Annotated in this window: 24 protein-coding genes and 1 tRNA gene; 8 read left to right on the forward strand and 17 right to left on the reverse strand. The window is 69.7% G+C overall.

Annotation, left to right across the window (positions count from 1 at the left end):
• The first annotated feature begins 78 nt into the window (after positions 1 to 78).
• Together ACWCOV_RS23845 and ACWCOV_RS23850 are read left to right on the forward strand one after the other, a co-directional pair.
• Entirely contained in the window at positions 79 to 369 is a 291-nt protein-coding gene (locus ACWCOV_RS23845; RefSeq protein WP_449831505.1) for a hypothetical protein, read from the forward strand.
• 92 nt (positions 370 to 461) lie between these two features.
• Positions 462 to 3,593, forward strand: a complete 3,132-nt coding sequence (locus ACWCOV_RS23850) for a BTAD domain-containing putative transcriptional regulator (RefSeq protein ID WP_449831506.1) — start codon at positions 462 to 464, stop codon at positions 3,591 to 3,593.
• Here the strand turns inward: ACWCOV_RS23850 and ACWCOV_RS23855 are convergent.
• A complete protein-coding gene (locus tag ACWCOV_RS23855; RefSeq protein ID WP_449831507.1) occupies positions 3,577 to 4,320 on the reverse strand; it encodes an ABC transporter permease in 744 nt (247 codons plus the stop codon). The genes ACWCOV_RS23850 and ACWCOV_RS23855 overlap by 17 nt on opposite strands.
• Positions 4,317 to 5,258, reverse strand: a complete 942-nt coding sequence (locus tag ACWCOV_RS23860; protein ID WP_449831508.1) for an ATP-binding cassette domain-containing protein — start codon at positions 5,256 to 5,258, stop codon at positions 4,317 to 4,319. The genes ACWCOV_RS23855 and ACWCOV_RS23860 overlap by 4 nt, the downstream gene beginning before the upstream one ends.
• A gap of 164 nt (positions 5,259 to 5,422) precedes the next feature.
• Between ACWCOV_RS23860 and ACWCOV_RS23865 the strand changes: the two genes are divergently transcribed.
• Positions 5,423 to 6,253: a DUF4097 family beta strand repeat-containing protein gene (locus ACWCOV_RS23865; protein WP_449831509.1), complete on the forward strand. Its 831-nt coding sequence runs from the start codon at positions 5,423 to 5,425 to the stop codon at positions 6,251 to 6,253.
• Between the two features lie 71 nt (positions 6,254 to 6,324).
• Positions 6,325 to 6,927 (forward strand): dihydrofolate reductase family protein, encoded by a 603-nt coding sequence (locus tag ACWCOV_RS23870; protein WP_449831510.1) that lies wholly within the window; start codon positions 6,325 to 6,327, stop codon positions 6,925 to 6,927.
• Between the two features lie 54 nt (positions 6,928 to 6,981).
• Here the strand turns inward: ACWCOV_RS23870 and ACWCOV_RS23875 are convergent, their stop codons facing one another.
• Complete coding sequence (locus tag ACWCOV_RS23875) at positions 6,982 to 7,335, reverse strand: YciI family protein (protein ID WP_449831511.1); 354 nt, start codon at positions 7,333 to 7,335, stop codon at positions 6,982 to 6,984.
• A 193-nt stretch (positions 7,336 to 7,528) separates the two neighbouring features.
• Between ACWCOV_RS23875 and ACWCOV_RS23880 the strand changes: the two genes are divergently transcribed.
• Positions 7,529 to 8,269: a phosphotransferase family protein gene (locus tag ACWCOV_RS23880; RefSeq protein WP_449831512.1), complete on the forward strand. Its 741-nt coding sequence runs from the start codon at positions 7,529 to 7,531 to the stop codon at positions 8,267 to 8,269.
• A 1-nt stretch (position 8,270) separates the two neighbouring features.
• Here ACWCOV_RS23880 and ACWCOV_RS23885 read toward each other — a convergent pair whose 3' ends face one another.
• The 6 genes from ACWCOV_RS23885 to ACWCOV_RS23910 form a co-directional block, all read right to left on the reverse strand.
• On the reverse strand, positions 8,271 to 9,485 hold the full coding sequence (locus ACWCOV_RS23885) for an RNA polymerase sigma factor (RefSeq protein ID WP_449831513.1): 1,215 nt from the start codon (positions 9,483 to 9,485) through the stop codon (positions 8,271 to 8,273).
• A complete protein-coding gene (locus ACWCOV_RS23890; RefSeq protein WP_449831514.1) occupies positions 9,485 to 9,895 on the reverse strand; it encodes a YciI family protein in 411 nt (136 codons plus the stop codon). Before ACWCOV_RS23890 ends, ACWCOV_RS23885 begins: the two co-directional genes overlap by 1 nt.
• A 148-nt stretch (positions 9,896 to 10,043) precedes the next feature.
• Complete coding sequence (locus ACWCOV_RS23895; RefSeq protein ID WP_449831515.1) at positions 10,044 to 10,607, reverse strand: AAA family ATPase; 564 nt, start codon at positions 10,605 to 10,607, stop codon at positions 10,044 to 10,046.
• Complete coding sequence (locus tag ACWCOV_RS23900; protein ID WP_449831516.1) at positions 10,607 to 10,972, reverse strand: nuclear transport factor 2 family protein; 366 nt, start codon at positions 10,970 to 10,972, stop codon at positions 10,607 to 10,609. Before ACWCOV_RS23900 ends, ACWCOV_RS23895 begins: the two co-directional genes overlap by 1 nt.
• Before the next feature lie 858 nt (positions 10,973 to 11,830).
• Positions 11,831 to 12,175: a hypothetical protein gene (locus ACWCOV_RS23905; RefSeq protein WP_449831517.1), complete on the reverse strand. Its 345-nt coding sequence runs from the start codon at positions 12,173 to 12,175 to the stop codon at positions 11,831 to 11,833.
• A gap of 243 nt (positions 12,176 to 12,418) precedes the next feature.
• Complete coding sequence (locus ACWCOV_RS23910; RefSeq protein ID WP_449831518.1) at positions 12,419 to 13,537, reverse strand: phosphotransferase enzyme family protein; 1,119 nt, start codon at positions 13,535 to 13,537, stop codon at positions 12,419 to 12,421.
• 370 nt (positions 13,538 to 13,907) lie between these two features.
• Between ACWCOV_RS23910 and ACWCOV_RS23915 the strand changes: the two genes are divergently transcribed.
• A complete protein-coding gene (locus ACWCOV_RS23915) occupies positions 13,908 to 14,072 on the forward strand; it encodes a hypothetical protein (RefSeq protein WP_449831519.1) in 165 nt (54 codons plus the stop codon).
• A gap of 7 nt (positions 14,073 to 14,079) precedes the next feature.
• Here ACWCOV_RS23915 and ACWCOV_RS23920 read toward each other — a convergent pair.
• From ACWCOV_RS23920 to ACWCOV_RS23945, 6 genes are all read right to left on the reverse strand, one after another.
• Positions 14,080 to 14,152, reverse strand: a tRNA-Ala gene (locus tag ACWCOV_RS23920).
• Between the two features lie 792 nt (positions 14,153 to 14,944).
• Positions 14,945 to 15,592, reverse strand: a complete 648-nt coding sequence (locus tag ACWCOV_RS23925) for a histidine phosphatase family protein (protein WP_449831520.1) — start codon at positions 15,590 to 15,592, stop codon at positions 14,945 to 14,947.
• Positions 15,589 to 15,972 carry a ribosome silencing factor gene (rsfS, locus tag ACWCOV_RS23930; RefSeq protein WP_360519468.1) on the reverse strand — a complete coding sequence of 128 codons (384 nt, stop codon included), beginning with the start codon at positions 15,970 to 15,972 and terminating at the stop codon, positions 15,589 to 15,591. The genes ACWCOV_RS23925 and rsfS overlap by 4 nt, the downstream gene beginning before the upstream one ends.
• Before the next feature lie 10 nt (positions 15,973 to 15,982).
• Complete coding sequence (gene nadD / locus ACWCOV_RS23935) at positions 15,983 to 16,594, reverse strand: nicotinate-nucleotide adenylyltransferase (RefSeq protein ID WP_360470748.1); 612 nt, start codon at positions 16,592 to 16,594, stop codon at positions 15,983 to 15,985.
• Positions 16,595 to 16,630: 36 nt separating this feature from the next.
• Entirely contained in the window at positions 16,631 to 16,789 is a 159-nt protein-coding gene (locus ACWCOV_RS23940; protein WP_449831521.1) for a hypothetical protein, read from the reverse strand.
• A 78-nt stretch (positions 16,790 to 16,867) separates the two neighbouring features.
• Positions 16,868 to 16,996 carry a hypothetical protein gene (locus ACWCOV_RS23945; RefSeq protein ID WP_449831522.1) on the reverse strand — a complete coding sequence of 43 codons (129 nt, stop codon included), beginning with the start codon at positions 16,994 to 16,996 and terminating at the stop codon, positions 16,868 to 16,870.
• 150 nt (positions 16,997 to 17,146) lie between these two features.
• On the opposite strand from ACWCOV_RS23945, the gene ACWCOV_RS23950 reads away from it, so the two are divergent.
• On the forward strand, positions 17,147 to 17,602 hold the full coding sequence (locus ACWCOV_RS23950) for an Lrp/AsnC family transcriptional regulator (protein WP_449831523.1): 456 nt from the start codon (positions 17,147 to 17,149) through the stop codon (positions 17,600 to 17,602).
• Here ACWCOV_RS23950 and ACWCOV_RS23955 read toward each other — a convergent pair.
• Positions 17,504 to 18,727 carry an MFS transporter gene (locus ACWCOV_RS23955; protein WP_449831524.1) on the reverse strand — a complete coding sequence of 408 codons (1,224 nt, stop codon included), beginning with the start codon at positions 18,725 to 18,727 and terminating at the stop codon, positions 17,504 to 17,506. The two genes, ACWCOV_RS23950 and ACWCOV_RS23955, sit on opposite strands and share 99 nt — an antisense overlap.
• A 59-nt stretch (positions 18,728 to 18,786) precedes the next feature.
• On the opposite strand from ACWCOV_RS23955, the gene ACWCOV_RS23960 reads away from it, so the two are divergent.
• Positions 18,787 to 19,662, forward strand: a complete 876-nt coding sequence (locus ACWCOV_RS23960) for a winged helix-turn-helix transcriptional regulator (RefSeq protein WP_449831525.1) — start codon at positions 18,787 to 18,789, stop codon at positions 19,660 to 19,662.
• On the opposite strand, the gene ACWCOV_RS23965 is transcribed toward ACWCOV_RS23960, so the two are convergent.
• Positions 19,637 to 20,524, reverse strand: a complete 888-nt coding sequence (locus tag ACWCOV_RS23965; protein ID WP_449831526.1) for an alpha/beta fold hydrolase — start codon at positions 20,522 to 20,524, stop codon at positions 19,637 to 19,639. The genes ACWCOV_RS23960 and ACWCOV_RS23965 overlap by 26 nt on opposite strands.
• Positions 20,525 to 20,539 lie beyond the last annotated feature (15 nt).

Below are 20,539 nucleotides of genomic sequence, written 5' to 3' on the forward strand. Positions count from 1 at the left end.
CCGGGTCCAGGCCGGCCTCCTTGAACGCGCTCTTGCGCAGCGCGACCGCGCGGGCTGCAGACGTTCATCAGCGCGCTGATGCGCGGCAAGCTCGTGCCGGAGCCGCTGCTGACCGAGATGCGCACGCCGTACGGACCGTACGGTTACGGCTTCGGGTTGTGGGTGCAGGACCTGGGACCGGACTGCGGCGGCATCGTCTACCAGCACAACGGCAGCCCGCCCGCCGGGTACGGCGCGCTGATGTACAGCAACGCCGACGGCAGCCGGACCCTGACCGCCGGCGTGACCACCGGGGACGCCGACATCGACGTGCTGACGGACTTCCCGCCCGCGCTCACCAAGCTCCTGACGGCGGCCTTCTGCAAGTGACGCAGATCCCCGGCACGCCGAGCCCGCGAGCTCGGCGTGGCCGGTCCACGTGCCGTGCCGGGTGCGCCGGCCCTGATGGCACAATCAGCCGCGTGCAGATCGGGATGCTTGGATCGTTCGAGCTTCGCACGGACGACGGCGTTCTCGCCGACGTGCCGGGCGCGCGGCTCCGTGGGCTGCTGGCCGCCCTCGCGCTCGAGCCGGGCCGGGTCGTCCCGAAGGCGACGCTCGTCGACTGGATCTGGGGCGAACAGCCGCCCTCCGACGCGGCGAATGCCCTGCAACGCCTGGTTTCCCGGCTGCGGAAGGTGCTCCCGCCGGGTGCGGTCGAGGGCCTGCCCGACGGCTACCGGCTGAAGGTCGAGCCCGACGCCGTCGACGCGGTGCGGTTCGAGCGCCTGGTCGCCCAGGCCCGCAACGACGAGGACTCCCAAGGGGTACGGCGGCTGCGCGAGGCGCTCGCCTTGTGGCGCGGCGCGGCCCTGCAGGACGTCGGTCTCGAGGAGAGCGCGGCGTTCGACGCGGCGGTCACCCGGCTCGAACGGCTCCGCCTCGCCGCCATGGAGGACCGGTACGACGCCGAAGTCAGCCTCGGCCACGGCGCAGAGCTGGTCACGGAACTCACCGATCTGGTCGCCGCACACCCTGTCCGGGAGCGGCTCGTCGCCGCGGTGATGCGTGCCCTCGTCGCGAGCGGCCGGGACACCGAGGCGCTGATGGTATTCGAGCGTACGAGGGAAACCCTGGCCGACGAGCTGGGAGTCGACCCCTCACCGGAGCTGTCCGCACTGCACGTCGCGTTGTTGCGGGGCGAGCTGGTCCGGCGGGAGGAGAAGCGGCAGACCAACCTCCGTGAGGAGCTGACCTCCTACATCGGCAAGGAGAGCGACGTCGCCGCGGTCCGCGACCTCATGTCCGAGCACCGGCTCACCACCCTGATCGGGCCGGGAGGTTCGGGCAAGACCAGGATGGCCACCGAGACCGCGCGCCGGCTGCTCGGCGATCTGCCCGACGGGGTCTGGCTGGTCGAGCTCGCGGCGATCGGCGCCGAGGGTGACGTGGCGCAGGCGGCGCTCGACGCGCTCAGGCTGCGCGACGCGCTGGTCGGCGAGGCCCCGGACGCGGAGCCGGCGGATCGGTTCATCGCCGCGGTCCGCGAGCGGGAGATGCTGCTGGTCCTGGACAACTGCGAGCACGTGGTCGAGTCGGCGGCGGAGTTCGCCCACCGGGTGCTCGGCGAGTGCCGGCGGCTGCGGATCCTCGCGACGAGCCGGGAGCCCCTCGGCATCATCGGCGAGGCCCTCTGGCCGGTCGCGCCGCTGGTCCTGCCCGCGGAAGGCGCGGACCCCGGCGATTCCCCGGCGGTCCGGCTACTGCAGGACCGAGCCGCCGCAGTGCGCAACGACCTCTCGACCGACGCCGCGACGATGGCGACCATGGCGCGCATCTGCCGGGCGCTGGACGGGATGCCGCTGGCGATCGAGCTCGCCGCGGCGCGGTTGCGCACCATGTCCCTCGATCAGCTCGCCCATCGGCTCGACGACCGGTTCCGGTTGCTGACCGGCGGCAGCCGTACGGCGTTGCCGCGCCACCGCACGCTGCGCGCAGTGGTCGACTGGAGCTGGGAGTTGCTCAGCGACGCCGAGCGGATGGTCCTGCGCCGGCTGTCGGTGTTCGCCGGCGGCGCGAGCCTGGAGGCGGCCGAGCAGGTCTGCGCGGGTGGCGCGGTCGAGTCGTGGGAGGTGCTGGAGTTCCTTACCGCGTTGACCGAGAAGTCGCTGGTGGTCACCGTGGGCGAGGGTGCGCCGCGCTACCGGATGCTCGGCACGATCAAGGAGTACGCCGAGCAGCGCCTCGAGGAAGCGGGTGAGACGGAGCTGACCCGCCGTACGCATTTGGCCTACTTCACCGAGTTCGCGAAGACGGCGGAGCCGCACCTGCGCCGCGCCGAGCAGCTGGAATGGCTTGCGGCGCTCGAGATCGAGCACGACAACATCGCGGCTGCGATGCGCGCTGCGCTCGCGGCGGGCGATGCGGCCGGGGCGATGGGGCTCGCCGCGTGGTCCGGCTGGTACTGGTGGCTCGGCGGGCACAAGGTGGAGGGCAACGAGCTGCTCATGGCGGCCACCGCCGTACCCGGCGAGGTGCCCGAAGAAGTCCAGGCTCTGGTGTACGCGTTCATCACGGGGTTCATGACCTCCGGGCGCGGGCGTGACCAGTTCCAGGCCGAGGAGTGGATCCGCAAGGCTCACGCCCTCAGCCAGCGGGTCAGGAGCTCGCACCCGGCGGTGCGCATGTCCGCCCCGCTCGAACGCCTGTTGGAAGGGCCGGACTCCTTTCTGAGCGCGTTCGAGCCGCTGCTCGACGACGAGGACCCGTGGGTCCGGGCACTGGCCCGGTTACAGCTCGGCAAGATGCGGGTCGTGCTCGGCTCCGGCGAGCGGCAGGCGGACATCTACCTCGAGGAGGCATTCGCCGAGTTCCGTGCGCTCGGCGAGCGGTGGGGGATGTCGTTCGCCCTGACCGAGCTCGCAGACCGCATCGCCGTACGCGGTGAGTTCGCGGCCGCGTGCGAGTACTACGACCAGGCGATCAAGGTCGTCACCGAGGCCGGCGCGCTCGAGGACGTCGTACGGATGAGGTCACGGCAGGCCCAGCTGTACTGGCTGCTGGGTGACCAGGCGGCGAGCGCGGCCGCGATAGCGGAGGCACAGCGCTGCGCCGAGCGGGTCGCCTGGCCGGAAGCGCTGATCGAGCTGGCGTTGTGCAAGGCAGAGCTCGCGCGCTGGAGTGGCGACGCCGAGCAGGCCCGCCGCCAACTCGCGGTCGCGACAGCCTTGCTGGGCAACGAGGCCGAGCGGCCCAACCTCCGCGCGATGCGGCACGACCTGCTCGGCTACCTTGCCGAGGATCTGGCCGAGTCCCGCGAACACCGCGTCGCGGCGTTCCAGGCGGCGTCCGAGGCGGGGCACCCGGGCGGGATCGCCATGGTGCTCGTCGGGATCGCGGACCTGGCGCTGCGCACCGAACAGTACGAGCAGGCCGCGCGGCTGCTCGCGGCGAGCGCCGGCGTCCGCGGCCTGCCCGATCGGTCCCATCCGGACGCCACCCGGATCGAGGAGGCAACGCGACGTCGCCTCGGTGACGTGGGGTTCACCGAGGCGACGCAGGAAGGGACACGGGCGAGCTGGCCGGAGCTGGCGGAGATCACGCTCGCTTCGTGAACGTGGAGTTCGCCCACAGGTAGCCGACCAGCGCGATGCCGACACACCACGCGAGGGCGGGGATCACGTCACCGGCAGCCGGCGCGCCGTTCAGCAGCCCGCGCAGGGTCTCGATGATCGGCGTGAAGGGCTGGTACTCCGCGAACTGCCGGACGCCCGGGCCCATCTTGTCGGTCGGTGAGATCGCGCTGCTGAAGAACGGGAGCATGACCAGCGGCAGCGAGGCCAGACCCGCCGTCTCCGGCGACTTCGCCGACAGCCCCATCGCGATCGTGAGCCAGCCGGCCGCGAAGCTGAGCAGTACGACGAGACCGATCACGCCGAGCCAGTCGACGAAGCTCGCCGACGGGCTGAATCCGAGCAGGAAGGCGACTCCGATCAGGGCCGCGACCGCGAGCAGGTTGGTCAGCACGCTGGCGACCACATGGCCGGTCAGCACCGCGCTACGCGGGACGTCCATCACCTTGAACCGGTTGATGATGCCCTTGGTGGCGTCGGAGTTCACCGACACCGCCACGGATCCCAGCCCGTAGCAGACGGCCAGCAGGAGCAGGCCCGGCGTCGCGTAGTCGACGTAGTCGACACCGACGCTGAACGCGTCACCGAACACGTACACGAACATCAGCATGACCACGATCGGCATCAGGACCGCGTTGAACACCGTGGTCGGGTTCCGGGCGATGTGCTTGAGGTTGCGGCGCAACATCACCGTCGACTTGGACTTCACTTCGCTACAACCTCCGTGGTGTGGCCCGTCAGGGCGAGGAAGACGTCATCGAGATCAGGAGTGTGGACGGAGAACTCTTCGGCGCTGAGCGAGTACTCGTCGAGCCGGTCGAGCAGCCCCCGCACCGACTTCGTCCCGCCGTCGCTGGGGACCCGCAGGGTCAGCGCGTCGTCGTCGCGGGTGGAGTCGGCGAAGATCACCGCGGCCTTGTCGAGCTCTTCGGCCGTGCTGAACCGGAACCGGACGTGGGTCCCGGGGATCTGCCGCTTGAGCTCGTCCGGGGTGCCCTGGGCAACGATCCGGCCCTGGTCGAGGACCGCGACCTTGTCGGCCAGCTGATCGGCCTCGTCCAGGTACTGCGTGGTGAGGAAGATGGTGACGCCGTCGGCCACCAGCTCGCGGATGATGGTCCACATCGTGCGCCGGCTGCGCGGGTCCAGACCCGTCGTCGGCTCGTCCAGGAAGATGATCCGGGGGCTGCCGACCAGGGTCATCGCCAGGTCGAGCTTGCGGCGCATACCGCCGGAATACGTCGACGCGGGCTTCTGGGCCGACTCGACCAGCTCGAAGCGCTCCAGCAGCTCGGCGACGATCCGCTTGCCGTCCTTGGCCGGCACCGGGCTGAGGTCGACCATCAGCTGCAGGTTCTCCTGCCCGGTCAGCAGCTCGTCCACCGCCGCGAACTGGCCGGTGACCCCGATCGCCGCGCGGACCGCCTTGGCCTCGGTCGCGACGTCGTGCCCGGCCACCCGGACCGCCCCGGCGTCGGCCTTCAGCAGCGTGGTCAGCACGTTCACGGTGGTGGTCTTGCCGGCGCCGTTCGGGCCGAGCAGGGAGAAGATCGTCCCCGCGGGGACGTCCAGGTCGATGCCGTCGAGCACGACTTTGTCTTGGTAAGCCTTCCGGAGACCGGAGGCCGTGATCGCTGAACTTGTCATGGGAGTACTGTCATCGGCCGGCCAGACACCCCGCTGACACCGTCCTGACACGGGGTCTGACACGGCGGGGGCCGCGTCAGGGCAGTGGCTGGGCGGTGTCAGTACGGCGGGCGACCGTGGTTGCCGTGGACGACATCCACCCGACGCCTCAGGAAGGTACTGCCATGCCGACATTCGACACCCCCGCCCCGATCTCCGCGACGGTCGACATCGTCTTCGGGGACATCCGGTTCATCGCCGGCGACCGCGCCGACACCGTGGTCGAGGTGCGCCCCGTCGACCCGTCCTGGGAGCTGGACGTCAAAGCGGCCGAGCAGGTCGTCATCGGGTTCGCCGACGGCAAGCTCTCGGTCAAGCACCCCAAGCTGCGCACTGTGCTGTCCAAGAAGTACGGGTCCGTGGACGTGCTCGTGAAGCTGCCGGCCGGGTCCGACGTACACGCTGACACCGCGAAGGGCGACTACGTCGTCGAGGGCGTGGTCGGCTCGTGCCGGCTGAAGACGCCCTCCGGGGACATCCGGGTCGAGCAGGCCGGCAGCGTGGAGCTCAAGACCAGCGGCGGCCGCGTGCTCGTCGACCACGTGCGGGGCGAGGCCGAGGTCCGCGGGAACCGGGAGATCCGGATCCGCCGGGTCGACGGTGGCGCCGTACTGAAGAACATCGGCGGGGACAGCTGGGTCGGCGAGGTGGCCGGCGAGCTGCGGGTGAGCTCGGCCAACGGCGACATCACCGTCGACGTGGCGCGGTCCGCGGTCGACGCCCGGACCGCCATCGGCGACGTCCGCGTCGGCGAGGTCAGCAGCGGTGTCGTCGACCTGTACACCGCCACCGGCGAGGTCGAGGTCACCGTCCCCCAGGGCACCGCCGTCCAGCTGGACGCGCGCACCACGGCCGGGCGGGTGTTCGACTACGTCAAGACGGCTGAACAGTCCAACCGCACGGTCAAGCTCCGCGCCCGCAGCCACGGCGGCGACATCATCGTCCGCAGCGCCTGAGCCTGCTGTCGGATCGGGGTACTCGGATTCGTAGCAGAGTTGACAGGTTCAACTCGAAAGGAACTACGACCATGAAGCTGACGACCGTCACGAACATCTCTGTCGATGGTGTGATCCAGGGCCTCGGCGGGCCGAACGAGGACCGCCGAGGCGGGTTCGAGCGCGGCGGCTGGGCCTTGCCGCTGTTCGAGGGCGAGGCCGAGGCGTACCTCGGCGAGGTCTACCAGCGCGCCGACGCGTTCCTGTTCGGCCGCCGCACCTACGAGATCTTCGCCGACTCCTGGGGCGTGATGGACGACCCGAGCACCAGCCCGATCGGCTCGGCGCTGAACTCGCGCCCCAAGTACGTCGCCTCGACCACCCTCACCAACCCGCGATGGTCCGGCACAAGCGTCCTTCCAGACGCCACCGCCATCCGCAACCTGAAAGCCGCCCCCGACGGCGAGCTCCAAGTCCACGGCAGCGCCAACCTCATCCGCTGGCTCCTCGCCCACGACCTGGTCGACGAGCTGACCCTCCTCACCTACCCCGTCGTAGTAGGCCAAGGCACCCACCTCTTCCCCACGACCGGCCCCGACACAGCCCTGACCCTCGTCGACTCCCACCCCACTCCCCAGGGCATCACCGTCCAGACCTACCAACCCGCGGGCCGTCCTCGCTACGCCCCGGCTTGACCGATGGCGCCCACTCCCTTGCTGACAAGGGAATGGGCGCCTCGGCTGCTTCGGTCAGGCGTCCGGGTCGTCCATGAATTTGCGGACGTCTTGGGCGCAGCGGCAGGCGACCGCGATCTTGGCGCCCCAGACCAGCGCTTCCTCGCGGGTGGGTACGTCGACGACCAGGACGCCGCCGATGAGTTCCTTGCTCTCCGGGTACGGGCCGTCGGTGATCATCCCGTCGACAGCGACCACGGCGGGATCGGCGTCGCCGTCGTCGTACCGCAGCCCGCCGGCGAACACGTACACCCCGGCGTCCTTGGCCTCGTGGACGACCGCACGAGCGGCCTTGCCCACCTCCGGGAGATCCTCCTCCGGGATGTGGTCCATCGCGCCCTTCTCGAACGAGATCAGGTACTTCGGCATCGCATCACTCCTCGTCTTGGGCAGCCTCCAACCAGCCGCCCTCACCCTGCAACGAACGCCACCCACCAATTCCGACAGCCGCCCGGCACAAGTTCCACTATCCGTCGATCCACCGTGGGACGCGGTCACACCGCGCAGTCGCAGGCGATAATTCTGGTGACGCCGGTGGGTTGTCCTCGCGACAATGGCGGGCGTGGAAGGGGTCGAGGTTGTCGTCGCGCATCAGGACTGCGCGACGCTGCGCGTCGGTGACGTGTTCCTGAAGATCGACGGTGATCAGACGCGCAGCGACGTCGAGGCCGAGGCGATGGCCTTGGCGCCGATCCCGACTCCGGAGGTTCTGTGGCGCAAGCCGCCCGTGCTCGCGCTCGCGGCTCTCCCCGGGACGGCGCTCGGTCGCCTCGGCGAGCCGTCGACCGCGTCGCCGGCGGCGTGGGCCGCGGCGGGCGCCGCCGTACGGATGCTGCACGACGCGCCGCTGCCGCCATGGCCCGGTCGGAGCGTCGACGAGATCGCAGCGCACCTTGACGGCGAGTGCGAGTGGCTGATCACGAACGGCGTACTCCCCACCGACTTGGTCACGCGCAACCGCCAGGTCGCGCAGGCCGCGCTCCGGCAGTGGAAACCGGTGTTCACGCACGGGGACCTGCAGATCACCCACGTCTTCGTCGACGGTGACAAGGTCACCGGCGTGATCGACTGGACCGAGGCGAGCCAGGGCGACGCGATGAACGACCTCGCCAGCCTGACGCTCGGGCACGAGGAGCACCTGGCCGACGTCGTCGCCGGGTACGGCACCGACGCCGTCGACCTGGACGTGATCCGCGCGTGGTGGTCGTTGCGCAGCCTGCGCGCGTCCCGCTGGCTGATCGAGCATGGTTTCGACCCCAACACGCCAGGCGCCGAGTTCGACGTACTGCGATCCCAGATGTAAGTCAGCCCAGCGCGGCGGCCTTGCGGAGCAGGACTGAGCGTTCGCGCTCGTTGGCGCACAGGCGGGCCGCGAGCTCCAGCTCGGCGCGTGCCTCCTGCAGCCGACCGAGGCGGGTCAGCAGCTCACCGCGTACGGTCGGAACCAGGTGCGAACCGGGGAGCCGGTCCGAAGCGATCAGCTCGTCCACCATGGCCAGGGCGTCCGCCGGACCCGAGGCCATGGCCACTGCGACGGCCCGGTTGAGCTCGACCACCGGCGAGGGCGCGACCCGGCCGAGCGCCTCGTAGAGCACCACGATCCGGTCCCAGTCGGTGTCCTCCACCGATGCCGCCGTCGCGTGGGTGGCGGCGATCGCAGCCTGCAGTCCGTAGGGGCCGAGCCCGCGAGCCGACGCCTTGGTCAGGGCGGCCAGCCCACGATGGACCGCCGAGAAGTCCCACCGCCGCCGGTCCTGATCCTCCAGCAGGATCGGCGAGCCGTCCGGACCTGTCCGGGCCGGGAAGCGCGCGGCCGTCAGCTCGCACAGCGCGAGCAAGCCGTGCACCTCCGGCTCGTCCGGCTGCAGCGCGGCCAGCGTGCGGGCCAGCCGGATCGCCTCGTACGCGACGCCGGGGCGTACCAGCCGATCGCCCGACGTGGCCGTCGATCCCTCGGTGAAGATGACGTAGACGACGCTGAGTACGCCGCCCAGCCGTTCCCGGCGCTCATCGGCCGGCGGCAGCTCGAACGGCACCCCGGCCGCCGCGATCGTCTTCTTCGCCCGGGTGATGCGGGCCTGCACGGTCGGCACGGGCACCAGGAACGCGCGGGCGATCTGCTCGGTGGACAGGCCGGCGACCACGCGCAGGGTCAGCGCCACCCGGGCCTCGGGTGAGAGCACCGGGTGGCAGCTGACGAACATCAGCGCCAGGATGTCGTCGTCGATCCGGTCGGGGTCGATGTCCTCGTCAACCACCGGGTCGGGCGCGAGCAGGGCGTGCCGGTCGTGCAGGGCGGCCCGGCGGCGGATCGCGTCGATCGCCCGGCGCCGGGCCGTGGCCATCAGCCAGCCGGCCGGACTGGCCGGCGGGGTGACCGGCCACGACACCAGCGCCTCGGCCACCGCCTCCTGGGCGGCGTCCTCGGCCAGCCCGAAGTCGCCGGTGAACCGGGTCAGCGTGGCGACGATCCGCGCCGACTCGATCCGCCAGACAGCTTCGACGTCGGCCGCATCCATCAGGTCCGGCTCTCGCTCCCGGCCCGTTCCTCGGCGGCCCTCTCGATGCCCTGCGGCATCTCGTCCTCCCCGGCGACCCGCCGTACCTCGATCTTGGCCCCGGTGACCGACGGGACCCGCTTGGCCCACTCGACCGCCTCCTGCTTCGAGGCGACGTCGAGCAGGAAGTAGCCGCCGAACAGTTCCTTGGTCTCGCCGTACGGCCCGTCCGTGACCACCGGCGCCTCGCCGCTGAAGTCGACCACGACGCCCTCGCGCGCATCGTCCAGCCCTTCGGCCGCGACGAACACGCCGGCCTTCACCAGCTCCTCGATGTAGCGGTACGTCGAGGCCGCCAACTCCTCGAACCCGGCCATCAAGGCCGCGTTCGACTCATCGGTCCCCCGCATGATCAGCATGTACTTCGGCATCGCGCTCTCCTCGTCCGGCGGGGCCGCCTCTCGGCCCTCGCACTCGCACCCACAGGTCGAACGAGCGGCCCACGGATCGACAGGCCTCGGGAGAAATCTCTCACCGAATCCGCCCATCGTCGCACCTTTGGCATGCGGAGGTTCGGCGTCAGGCGCGGCCGCCGTCGAGGAAGGTGATCGCTTCCTCGACGCAAACCTCGACCGGCCGTGAGGTATCCAGACGCAGGTAGCCCGCCTCCGGGCGCTTGGCCCGGTTGATCCACTCCCGGAAACCGAGAGTGCCGTCGTCGCCCTGATCGGGTGCATCGACCGGCGGCCTACCGACGGACGGCCGCTGGCTGCGCATGGGCGGCCGTACCCGGAGCCGCCGATCCAGCAGCGGAAGGTCGTCGGCGAAGCATTCGACGTACCGGTACGCGGCCTGATGCCGCTCGGCCAGACGCTGGCCGCTCTCGAGCAGCTCGTCGTACTGGCAGGGACTGTCGATGATCACCGAGCAGGACGTGCCGAGCAGATCATCGGCAAGAGCCAGGGTGGTCCGATAGCTCGGCGGGCCGACCTCCGCGTAGCCGATCCCGGCGTCCAGCAAAGCAGTCTTGACCACGTCGACATCAAGAACCGCGAACTGCCTGCTACGCGCGAGAGCACGAGCAATCGTCGACTTCCCAGCACCCGGCACCCCGGACATCTGAACCAGAATCAGCTCGTCCATCAGGGCGCGCACCAGAGCGCGTTGGCGATCTTCCAGCCCTCGCGAGTGCGGACCAGGTGAAGGTACTCGTGGTACGGCTCAGACCGGACAAGCACCGAAGCGATGTCGCCCTTCACGTCGAGCACGACGACCTCGATCGCGCGATCAGCCAGTCCACTGGCAACCTGCACACCCTCACCCTCTCCCGTCCAGGCGATCATCTGCTCAGCCGTCACGAACGAGAGCGTGGCCGCCTGATCCTGCCCCGGCGACCGCTTGACGAGATCCCGGTGAAGCGCCCGCTCCATCCGCGAGACATCCCCGTCGAACCACCCCTCGAAGTAGTCATGAACCGCCGCGACGATCAGCGCGGTGTCGTCCTCCATGACGATCCCCCTTCAGCGGTCCCAACAGCCAAGCCAAGCTGCCCCAACTCTATTCGCCCGAACAGCAGGTCCCCGACGTCCTGGGAGACGGGCCGCGCCCCCGCTCGTGTCATAACGTCGGCACATGATTCAGGAGGTACGCATCGGGGTCGTGTACACGAGCCAGAACCTGGGCGCGCGTCCAGCCACATCATCGAGCCAAGCCAGCTGCGGCTCCCTCCGCGGGAAGCCGGCGTGACGCCGCCCCACCTGATCCTCGCTATGGGCAGATGGACGGCGGCGTCGATCGAGCACTCGCCGGATACTGGCCCGGAGTTCAGCGGTCGGTCTGGGCGGCGATTGCTGACGAGTACCACGGCTACCTACCGGTCGGGGCGGCGAGCGTGGTTCCCACTGGCGGCGAACCCTGCCGTTGGCTTGTCTATGCACCGACCATGCGCGTACCGATGCCGCTGTCAGGCGAGCTGGACATCGCCGTGCACAACGCCTTCTGGGCCGGCCTACTGGCCATCGGCAGCCACCCAGCGGCCGGCACGATGAAGAGACTTGCCGCGCCTGGTTTCGGCACGGGATTCGGCCGCGTATCCACCCCGGCGGGCCGCCCAACTCATGGCCGACGCCTACACCATGTGGCGCCTGCCCGCCGCCACCCGCAGCTCACAACGCGAGGACCTGCTCCGCTGATCAAGTCGACGAATCCCAACTGAACGCTCATTTCCTTGTCTACAAGGGAATTCGCATTCCTGGTCGTTGCGATTTGGGCCTACTGCAAGACCTTCGTCGCGCCTGGTTCGCTCCCAAGATCCTCCCCGGGACGGCAGGCGGTCCAGTGACCGTCACGGGCTACCAACGGGCGTGTCACAGCGAAAGCAGACCTATCGAAGAAGCTGCGAATACCCTCTCGCTGCCTGTGCAGGAGGTTGCATGCGCAGCCGATGGTGGAACGTAGCCGCCGCCCAATACGACCGTGTCGCCCAGCTTGGCGATCGTCTGTCCGGAGGTGTCGATCAGCACGATCGATCCGTCGCGCACGGCTGCCGAGAATCCCGGCGGCCAGGCCACATCGATGTGACGTCCAGCTGTGTGGACCACCAGGCAGTGTGCAGCCTCGTCCACCACAAGAATCCCTTCCAACCGCGCAGCCATCCCCTTCGCCGGGCGCTGCTGGACAGTCAACCCCGGCGTCTGAAGTGCATCGCCCATCACTCCTACCCCTCTCTGGAACTTCAAGTTCAGGCCGGGATCGCCGCATCTACTCGTTGCACGTTGGGCTCGCGCCAGCATCACGGCCTCAGAACCGAATGAGGTCCCGCAAGGAGCTCCGGACCGCATCGTTGGACATGAGGGAACGCTAGCGCGAGTAGGACCCATCGAACGGTGCCGCTGCTTGGAACAGCTGGCAGACAGCGGCATCCTTTGCTGTCCAGAGCGCAAGCAGCGCGCGACTCAGTTCCGCAACGACGCGATCGCCCGGGCAGCTAGTCGTTCGGCGTGCTCGGGGCGCGCGAGCCAGCCGATCCACCCCTCGTCCATCCTCGGGGTGGACCCGCTGCGCGCCGCCTCCCGGTAGTCGAGGCACGCCAGCCACAGCGGTCGCATGGCCAGTACGCCGGGCAGCCGCTCGAGCTCCTCGCTGGTGAGCCGGATGTGCTCGCGATACCCACGCGCGACCGCGTCGATGCCCTCCCCCTCGCCCTCCCCCGCGGTCGTCAGCAGCCAGGCGAGGGCGGGCAGGCGGGGTCCGCGCCCGGACCCTGCCCAGCCGACGATGGCGAGGTTGCCCGGCCTGCCGACGGCCGCCCATGCGTGGTAGTTCCCGTGGGTGAACGCCTCGGGCAGGCCTTCCGCGTCGTCGGCGTGCTCGACCTTGTCGCGGAGCCACTCGAACATCTCGCGACCCTCGGGAGCGACGGCGTCCTCGACGCTCACCAGAAAGCTCATCGCCGCCGCGAGATCCTGCTTCGGTCGTCCCGCGAAGAAGGCGCCGTCGTGCTCCTCCGACCCTCCGTCCCGCGCGAGCGCACCGTCGGCCGCGGGCAGTTTGTGCAGGCGGCCGAGCAGGCTCGCCAGCTCGTGGAGTACCGCCGGCGACTGGGTTGGGCGTCCGCCCTCGACGTACTCGGTCACGATGACGCCGCTCCCCTCGAGCACCGACACGGGATCGTCATGCGCGGGCCGCTCGGCGGGGAAGCCGTGTAAGGCCAGGAACCGCAGGATCTCCGCATCACCCTCGACGCGGCCGACCGTGTCCGCTGCCGACGAGAAGACTCGAGCGATCCAAGGCGAGCCGTCCTCTCGCTTGACGACCAGCGTCCAGGGGTAGTGGCCGATCCAGGACCCGCGTGGCCGCGTCTCGGGGTCGTCGTCGATGGGCGCGATCGAAGTGATGCCAATGCCGTATCGCGTCTCGAGGTGCGCCCTCAGTTCCGCGAACTCGACGGGGCGAGTGCGAGCAAACGGCGACGTACGGCCCTTCTCCAGCGCGGCGCGCGCCTCGGTGTACCGCAATCCAGTCGCTTGTGCCCGCTGCCGCACTGCGCGCTTGAAACTGCCCTCTTTCGTCATGACAAGCCTCCTCGACGTGCCCCATTCCCCCAGCGAAGCGGCACTCGAAACAGGCCTGGATGGCAGCAGCCTTGAGGGCAGTATCCCCTTCGCCTTCTCGAGGGCCCGGCTGGGGCAGATCCTCAGGAGGCTGGGCGTCGGCAACGCCGTGCACCGATCGTGCCGGGCCCGGACGGCCGTGTCAACGGCAACGGAGTTGCTACGGCGACCTACCGCGCCCCGGCGATGCCGCTCCCGTCGCAACCACGGGCTGCCCAGGGCCCATGGGCAGGAGCAGTTGGGGTCAGCGTGGTCAAACTGGCTGACACCCTCGCCTGCTCGAAATGCGGCAGATCCGGAGAACGCCGAAGCGACCCTAGAGTCTTCCACTGTGGACGTGCCGGACGACGATTGGTCGGTGGCCGACAGCTTCCTGTTCGACGGCCGACACCAGTTCCGGCCGGTGCTGGCCGAGGTGGACGACCTGCTGCCCGCAAACAGTTGGACACTCAGGTCATGCAAGAGGCCGGTCTCCCGACAGGGAACCGGCCTCTGAGCTGCGGTGGAGCTTAGGGGATTCGAACCCCTGACCTCTTCCATGCCATGGAAGCGCGCTACCAACTGCGCCAAAGCCCCGCGGTGTCTTGCGACTCCGGAAGTTTAGCGGATGAGTGGCTCCAAAGAAAAATCGGATAACCCCCTGCGCGCGCAGCCTCCGACGGTGGCCGCGGAAGCCTCAATGTTGCCTTTAGTCACCGTTCCCCAGCACGCGTGCAAGCCCTGCTGGGGTACGGCGGACGCCAGCCCACCTCAGCCGCCAGCGGCAGGCGAGGAGCACCCCGCGACGTGTCGTTGACCACACCTGCCCCACCATCCACAGCCCTCCCGCCGACTGCGGCACTCCGAACCACACCGCTTACAGCAACGTATGGCGGACAACGAGCCTGCGCGCAGTCGGAGCCGGCTGAAGTCAGCCGCCTCGCAGGGGTGTCCTTCACCACCAGCGCGGGAGCTTCGCCGAGCACAGTTGGCCCAGCACGAGCCGGCGGCAGCGCCGGAGGCGCCAAAGGAACTGCCGCCGCGCAGCGGCGTCCGCTCTGCTTCAACCAGCGTGTGCAGTCGTCCGCCGAGCAACAGTTCACGGGTCGCCGGTTTCGCGGCCGCGCCGCAGGGCGCCGACAGAACAGCCACCGCGCAGCGGTGCCCGCTCGGCCCCCACCACCAACCCCAGTGGTCCGCCGGGCACAGGTCGCGGGAAACCGGTCCGCGACAGCGCCGCAGGCGCCAGACGAACAGCCGCCGCGCAGCGGTGTCCGCTCGGCCCCGAACCACCAACCCCAGTTGCTTCGCCGGGCGCAGGTCGCGGGAAACCGGTCCGCGGCAGCGCCGCGGGCGCCAAATGAACAGCCGCCGCGCAGCGGTGTCCGTTCAGCGTTGGGGGTCGTCGCTCATTACTGGTTCGGGGAGGGAGCCGGCGTTCCATTCCTCGATGCGCCAGCGGTGGTTGCGGCTGGGGAGGAGGGAGACCCAGTTGCAGTTGGCGAGGCCGCCGAAGGCGGGCCAGTGGGCTGGGGGGATGCCGAGGAAGACGCAGATGCCGACGCGGGCGGCGAGGCCGTGGGTGGCGACGACGACGGTGTCCTCGGAGGAGCCCTGCGCGGCGATCCGGCCCAGGGCCTCGGAGAAGCGAAGCGCGACCTCTTCGACGGTTTCGCCGGCGGTGCCGCGGCGCTGGGGTTCGCCGGCGCGGATGCGGGCGGCGGCTTCGGGGTGGATGGCGGCGAGCTCGGCCATGGTCATGCCGGCCCAGTCGTCGACGTCGATCTCGCGGAGCGCCTCGTCGTACTCGATCTTGAGGCCGGTCAGGGCGGCGAGCTCACCGGCGGTGGCGGCGGCGCGCTGGAGGTCGCTGGCGAAGAGCCGGGTCGGGGCGAGCGAGGCCAGTCGCGCGGCGGCGGAGCGGGCCTGGGAGATGCCGACATCGTCGAGCGGGATGTCGGCTTGGCCCTGGATCTTGTCCTGCAGGTTCCATTCGGTCCGGCCGTGGCGCCAGACGATCAGTCGACCGGCGGTCATTCGGCGGCGGGTCCCGGAACGGGCGAGGGCAGGGGGATCGTGGGGCAGTCGCGCCAGAGTCGCTCGAGGGAGTAGAAGCTGCGCTCCTCGGAGTGCTGCACGTGGATGACGATCTCGAGGTAGTCGAGCAGCACCCAGCGGCCTTCTCGGGCGCCTTCGCGGCGGACCGGCTTGGCGTCGAAGTCGACCCGGAGCTTCTCCTCGACGGCGTCGACGATGGCGCGGACCTGGCGGTCGTTGGAGGCGGACGCGACCAGGAAGGCGTCGGTGATGGCGAGCTGTTCGGAGACGTCGAAGGCGAGCACGTTCTCCGCCTTCTTGTCGTGGGCCGCCTCCGCCGCTGCGGTGAGCAGCTCGATGGCACGTTCGCTGGCTGGCATCTGGTTCCTTCTAACGGTTGGTGTAGAGCTCACGCTTGGCGATGTACTGCACGATCCCGTCCGGCACCAGGTACCAGGTCGGGTTCCCCTTCGCGACCCGCTGCCGGCACTCGGTCGACGAGATCGCCAGCGCCGGCACCTCGAGCAGCGTGATCCGGTCCATCGGCAGCTTGTCCAGCGGCAGTTCGAGGCTTTCGGTGCCCGGCCGGGTGCAGCCGACGAACTGGGCCAGTTTGAACATCTCGTCCACGTCGCGCCAGGTCAGGATCTGGGCGAGCGCGTCGGCGCCGGTGATGAAGAAGAGTTCGGCGTCCGGGTACAGCTTGGACAGGTCGCGCAGGGTGTCGATCGTGTACGTCGGTCCCGGCCGGTCGATGTCGACCCGGCTGACCGAGAACCGTGGGTTCGAGGCGGTGGCGATCACCGTCATCAGGTAGCGGTCCTCGGCGGGTGAGACCTTCCGCTCGGACTTCTGCCACGGCTGGCCGGTCGGGACGAAGATCACCTCGTCCAGGTCGAAGTACGACTGCACCTCGCTGGCCGCGACCAGGTGCCCGTGGTGGATCGGGTCGAACGTGCCGCCCATCACCCCGAGGCGCCGTACCCGCTCCGCAGAAGCCACGTCAGCCCTCAATCAGATCCACGCAGCGTCAGCCGCTCAGCTGTGCGGCCGGCCCTTGCCCATGATGACCGTGATGGCGAGCAGCAGGACCAGCACGAACAGCGCGAACCCGCCGTACCACCACGGCGAGATGTGCGAAGCCTCGGGGGCGGCCTCTTCGACGGCCGCGAGCAGCGGCAGGAGGTGCGTTTGCATGACGCAGAGCCTATCTCGTGATCGCACACACGAGCGCGACCGGGCACCCGGGCGGGGCACCGGTCGCGCGAGAGGAGGTCAGCTGTGGCGGATGTAACGGGTCAGCAGCCGGCGCCAGGCGGACGGCACGGCGGCGGCGCGACGGCGCTCCGCGGCGACGCGGTGCAGCTCGTCGATGTGGGCACGGGCAACTTCGGGGGTGATCATGATTCCTTCACTGGGTAGGTACGACGGTAGTGGGACGAACGAATCCCGACACCACATATTCTACGTCGCACACGCAGGGTAGACAAACGAATTAAAGGTAAAACAGGCCGCAGACCTACGAATCTGTGGTGGACGGGGAGGTTCACGCCGATGGACGCAATCGACCGCCAGCTGCTCGAGGCACTCCGGGCGAACGGCCGCTCCAGCTGGGCCGAGCTCGGCCGCGTGGTCGGCCTGTCCGGCCCGAGCGTCCAGGAACGGGTCCGCCGGCTCGAGGAACGCGGCGTGCTGCTCGGGTACCGCGCCGTGGTAGCTCCGGAGCAGGTCGGGCTCGGCACCAGCGCGCTGATCGGCCTGTTCCAGCGTGACGACGTGGAGACCGACGACATCGTCGACCAGGTCCGCGAGATCGCCGCGGTCGAGGACTGCTGGTTCGTCGCCGGCGATCAGGAGCTCGTCGTGAAGGTCCGGGTGCCCGACGTCACCCAGCTGGAAGCGGTGGTCGGCTCACTGCGCCGCGTCAACGGCGTGGTCCGCACCCGGACGACGGTCGTCCTCTCGACCCGCTGGGAGAGCCGCCCCGCGCCGCTCCCCGAGCAGGACTAGTACGGCGCCGGCCGCAAGCGCGAGCGCGGCCGCGACGGGGAAGAGCAGCCCCGGCGCGTGCTCGTACGCCGACCCGCCGAGCGCCGGCGCGAGAAACATCCCGCTGATCGACGCGGCGGCGTACAGACTCGAGTACCGGCCCACCATCCCGTCCGGCGCGGCGTCGGCGACATGAGCGGTGGCGGTCGGCTTGTAAAGCATCTCCCCCGCCGTGATCACCACGATCGCGACCGTCGCCCCGGCCGGCGCCGGCCACACCCCGAGCACGGCCAGCCCCACACCCACCAGCCCGAATCCGACCGCGATCACGCGCAACGCCCGATGCCCGCGCAGCCGGACGGCGAGCGGCGCCTCACAGCACACGATCACAACCGAACTCAGGCCGATCAGCACCCCATACGCCACCGCAGGCGAGCCGGCGTCCCGCAGCAGCAGCGGCATGGTCGCGAACACCTGCCGGTACACGGTGTCCACCACCACGATCGTTGCCAACAGCACCAACACCGCCCGGTCCTGCAGCAGCACCCGCCACATCCCGGACGAAGCAACCGCGGCCGTACGTCGCCCACCTGGCACGAACCGCCACACGATCACGGCCAGCACCAGACTGCTCACCGCATCCAGCACGAAGACCAGCGAGAAGTCGTACGCCGCCAGCAGTCCACCCAACGGCGGTCCGATGGTGAAGCCCGCGTTGCTCGCCGTACGCGAGAGAGCGATGCCCTCCCGCCGACGCTCGTCGGGCAGCGCGGTCGCGACCAGCGCACTGAGATTGGGCCGGCTCGCTCCCCCGAACAGCCCGGCGAGCACAGCAACCACGGCGAGGCCCGCAGTCGGGACGAGAGGCATCGCCGTACAACTGACAGCCCACAAGACCTGACTGGCCACAGCTGCGCTTCGCAATCCGAAGCGGTCGCCGAACCAGCCGCCACCCAGATTTCCGCCAAGCAGACCGACGCCGTACGCCGCCGCCGCGAAGCCGGCCTGCTGCGCGGACATCCCGCGATCCTCGACCAGGTAGAGCGTCAGATAGATCCAGGCCAGCGCCCCCGCCGAGCTCACCAACTGGCCGACCATCACCGCCTTGAGCCAGCCCGGCAGTTCCGCGATCCGTCGCCAGTACATGCCACACCCCCAGCTATAGTGAGTTCCCAACAGGAACTTACTCTAATCTGGAGCTCGTGGTGCGTCGAAGCAGTTTCGAACCCGAGCCGGACTGTGCGATCGCGCAGTCCCTCGGCGTGATCGGCGACGGCTGGGAGCTGCTGATCGTCCGCGACCTGGCCCGCGGCGTCGATCGCTTCGACCAGCTCGCGGAGTCGCTGCACATCTCCCGCAAGGTGCTGACCGAGCGGCTGACCGGTCTGCTCGACAGCGGGATCGTCGAGCGATCGCCGTACCAGGACCGCCCGACCCGCTACGCCTACCGGCTCACCCCACGCGGTCGCGCGCTGCTCCCGGTGCTGGTCGCGCTCCAGGACTGGGGCGACCGCTGGCTGCTCGGCGACGGCTCACTCACCGGCACCAACGCGAACGACGAGCCACCAGCGCACCGGATCCATCAGCTCCCAGGTCAGCACATCCCCAAGATCGAGCTGCCATCCACAGCCGGCGCGGCGCTCGACGTGATCGACCCGGACGCCCGAGCAACCGTCCTCTTCGGCTATCCGGCGACCGGCCGGCCGACTCCGTTGCCGGACGGCTGGAGCGAGATCGCCGGCGCCAGCGGCTGCACGTTGGAGAACCGCCTTTTCGGAGCGCGGTACGACGAGTTCGCCGCACAACGGATCGCCATCCGCGGCGTCAGCACCCAGCGCCCGGACGAACAGCGCGCGTTCGCCGCGTCGGAGGAGATCCCGCACGCACTGCTGTCCGACCAGGACCTGGAGCTGGCCGCCGCGCTCCGGCTGCCGACCTTCCGCGCCGGCGGGTACGAGCGGTTGAAGCGCGTCGTCCTCGTGGTCGGGCCGGACCGCGTCGTACAGGCCGTCAAGTACCCGGTCACCGACATCGCCGAGGCCGTCGACTGGGCCTTCACGACTGCTTCAAGAACGCCTTGACCTGAGCCGCGATCCTGCCGACCGCCTGAGCACTGCCCCGCGGGTTCGTCCCACCCGGATCGCTGGACGAACCGTGGTCGAGGCCGTCGAACTCGATCCGCCGGCAGTGCGGCAACGCCTTCTCCAGCGCATCCCGGCCGGGCTTGAGAATCGGCAGCCCCTTGCTCCCGCCCATCAACAGGACCTCCGCGCCGACCGTCCGCATCTTGCCGAAGCTGGCGGCCAACTCAGCGATGATCACGCCTTCCTGATGGATCGTCGGCGCCAGTTTGCGCATGGTGACCGCGTCGGCCTCGGCGCCAAGCCCCTCCTTGACCAGCATTTTCTCGGTCATTCGTACCAACATCCGCCGCGGGAACACCTTCAGGAACGCCGGCGCCATCTGCAGCCCGAACATGCTCGTCACCATCGCAGCCGGGATGTCCCCGCGGGCGATCTCGTCGTCGAAGCGAGCCAGCCACGCCCGATGCGCAGCGCCGTCCGCGACCAGCGCAGGCTCGTAGACCGCCACCTTGCGGAGCGCCGGCAAGGTCCGCGCCGCCTCCATCACGACCGCTCCCCCGGCGCTCACCCCGAACGCCATCGACGCGTCGGCGTCGGCCAGCACCGCCTCGAGGTCTTCCACCTCGGTACGCACGGAGTGGTCAGGCCGGTGTGGACCGGACAGCCCGCGCCCACGCCGATCCGGCAGGTACACGGTGAAGTCGTCGGCCAGCGCCTCAGCCAGAAGCAGGTGGCTGCGACCGGACTCCATGCTCCCGTGCACGAGGACGACCGCGGGACCGCGGCCGGTCTTCCAGTACCCGATCCGGGTGCCGTCGCGGGATTCCACCGCGCCCTGTGTCAGCTCAGTTGTCACCATGGATTCGATAGTCAC

It is taken from the genome of Kribbella sp. NPDC002412 (assembly GCF_053592935.1).

Bases quoted from the DNA above. Each gene is read 5' to 3' on its own strand.
- rsfS (WP_360519468.1), bottom strand. From the start codon at position 15,972: ATGCCAGCCAGCGAACGTGCCATCGAGCTGCTCACCGCAGCGGCGGAG.
- ACWCOV_RS23965 (WP_449831526.1), bottom strand. From the start codon at position 20,524: ATGGTGACAACTGAGCTGACACAGGGCGCGGTGGAATCCCGCGACGGC.
- ACWCOV_RS23895 (WP_449831515.1), bottom strand. From the start codon at position 10,607: ATGGACGAGCTGATTCTGGTTCAGATGTCCGGGGTGCCGGGTGCTGGG.
- ACWCOV_RS23885 (WP_449831513.1), bottom strand. From the start codon at position 9,485: ATGGATGCGGCCGACGTCGAAGCTGTCTGGCGGATCGAGTCGGCGCGG.
- ACWCOV_RS23940 (WP_449831521.1), bottom strand. From the start codon at position 16,789: ATGCAAACGCACCTCCTGCCGCTGCTCGCGGCCGTCGAAGAGGCCGCC.
- ACWCOV_RS23945 (WP_449831522.1), bottom strand. From the start codon at position 16,996: ATGATCACCCCCGAAGTTGCCCGTGCCCACATCGACGAGCTGCACCGC.
- ACWCOV_RS23875 (WP_449831511.1), bottom strand. From the start codon at position 7,335: ATGCCGAAGTACCTGATCTCGTTCGAGAAGGGCGCGATGGACCACATC.
- ACWCOV_RS23890 (WP_449831514.1), bottom strand. From the start codon at position 9,895: ATGCCGAAGTACATGCTGATCATGCGGGGGACCGATGAGTCGAACGCG.
- ACWCOV_RS23955 (WP_449831524.1), bottom strand. From the start codon at position 18,727: ATGTACTGGCGACGGATCGCGGAACTGCCGGGCTGGCTCAAGGCGGTG.
- ACWCOV_RS23845 (WP_449831505.1), top strand. From the start codon at position 79: ATGCGCGGCAAGCTCGTGCCGGAGCCGCTGCTGACCGAGATGCGCACG.
- ACWCOV_RS23870 (WP_449831510.1), top strand. From the start codon at position 6,325: ATGAAGCTGACGACCGTCACGAACATCTCTGTCGATGGTGTGATCCAG.
- ACWCOV_RS23925 (WP_449831520.1), bottom strand. From the start codon at position 15,592: ATGACCGCCGGTCGACTGATCGTCTGGCGCCACGGCCGGACCGAATGG.
- ACWCOV_RS23860 (WP_449831508.1), bottom strand. From the start codon at position 5,258: ATGACAAGTTCAGCGATCACGGCCTCCGGTCTCCGGAAGGCTTACCAA.
- ACWCOV_RS23910 (WP_449831518.1), bottom strand. From the start codon at position 13,537: ATGACGAAAGAGGGCAGTTTCAAGCGCGCAGTGCGGCAGCGGGCACAA.
- ACWCOV_RS23900 (WP_449831516.1), bottom strand. From the start codon at position 10,972: ATGGAGGACGACACCGCGCTGATCGTCGCGGCGGTTCATGACTACTTC.
- ACWCOV_RS23905 (WP_449831517.1), bottom strand. From the start codon at position 12,175: ATGGGCGATGCACTTCAGACGCCGGGGTTGACTGTCCAGCAGCGCCCG.
- ACWCOV_RS23865 (WP_449831509.1), top strand. From the start codon at position 5,423: ATGCCGACATTCGACACCCCCGCCCCGATCTCCGCGACGGTCGACATC.
- ACWCOV_RS23950 (WP_449831523.1), top strand. From the start codon at position 17,147: ATGGACGCAATCGACCGCCAGCTGCTCGAGGCACTCCGGGCGAACGGC.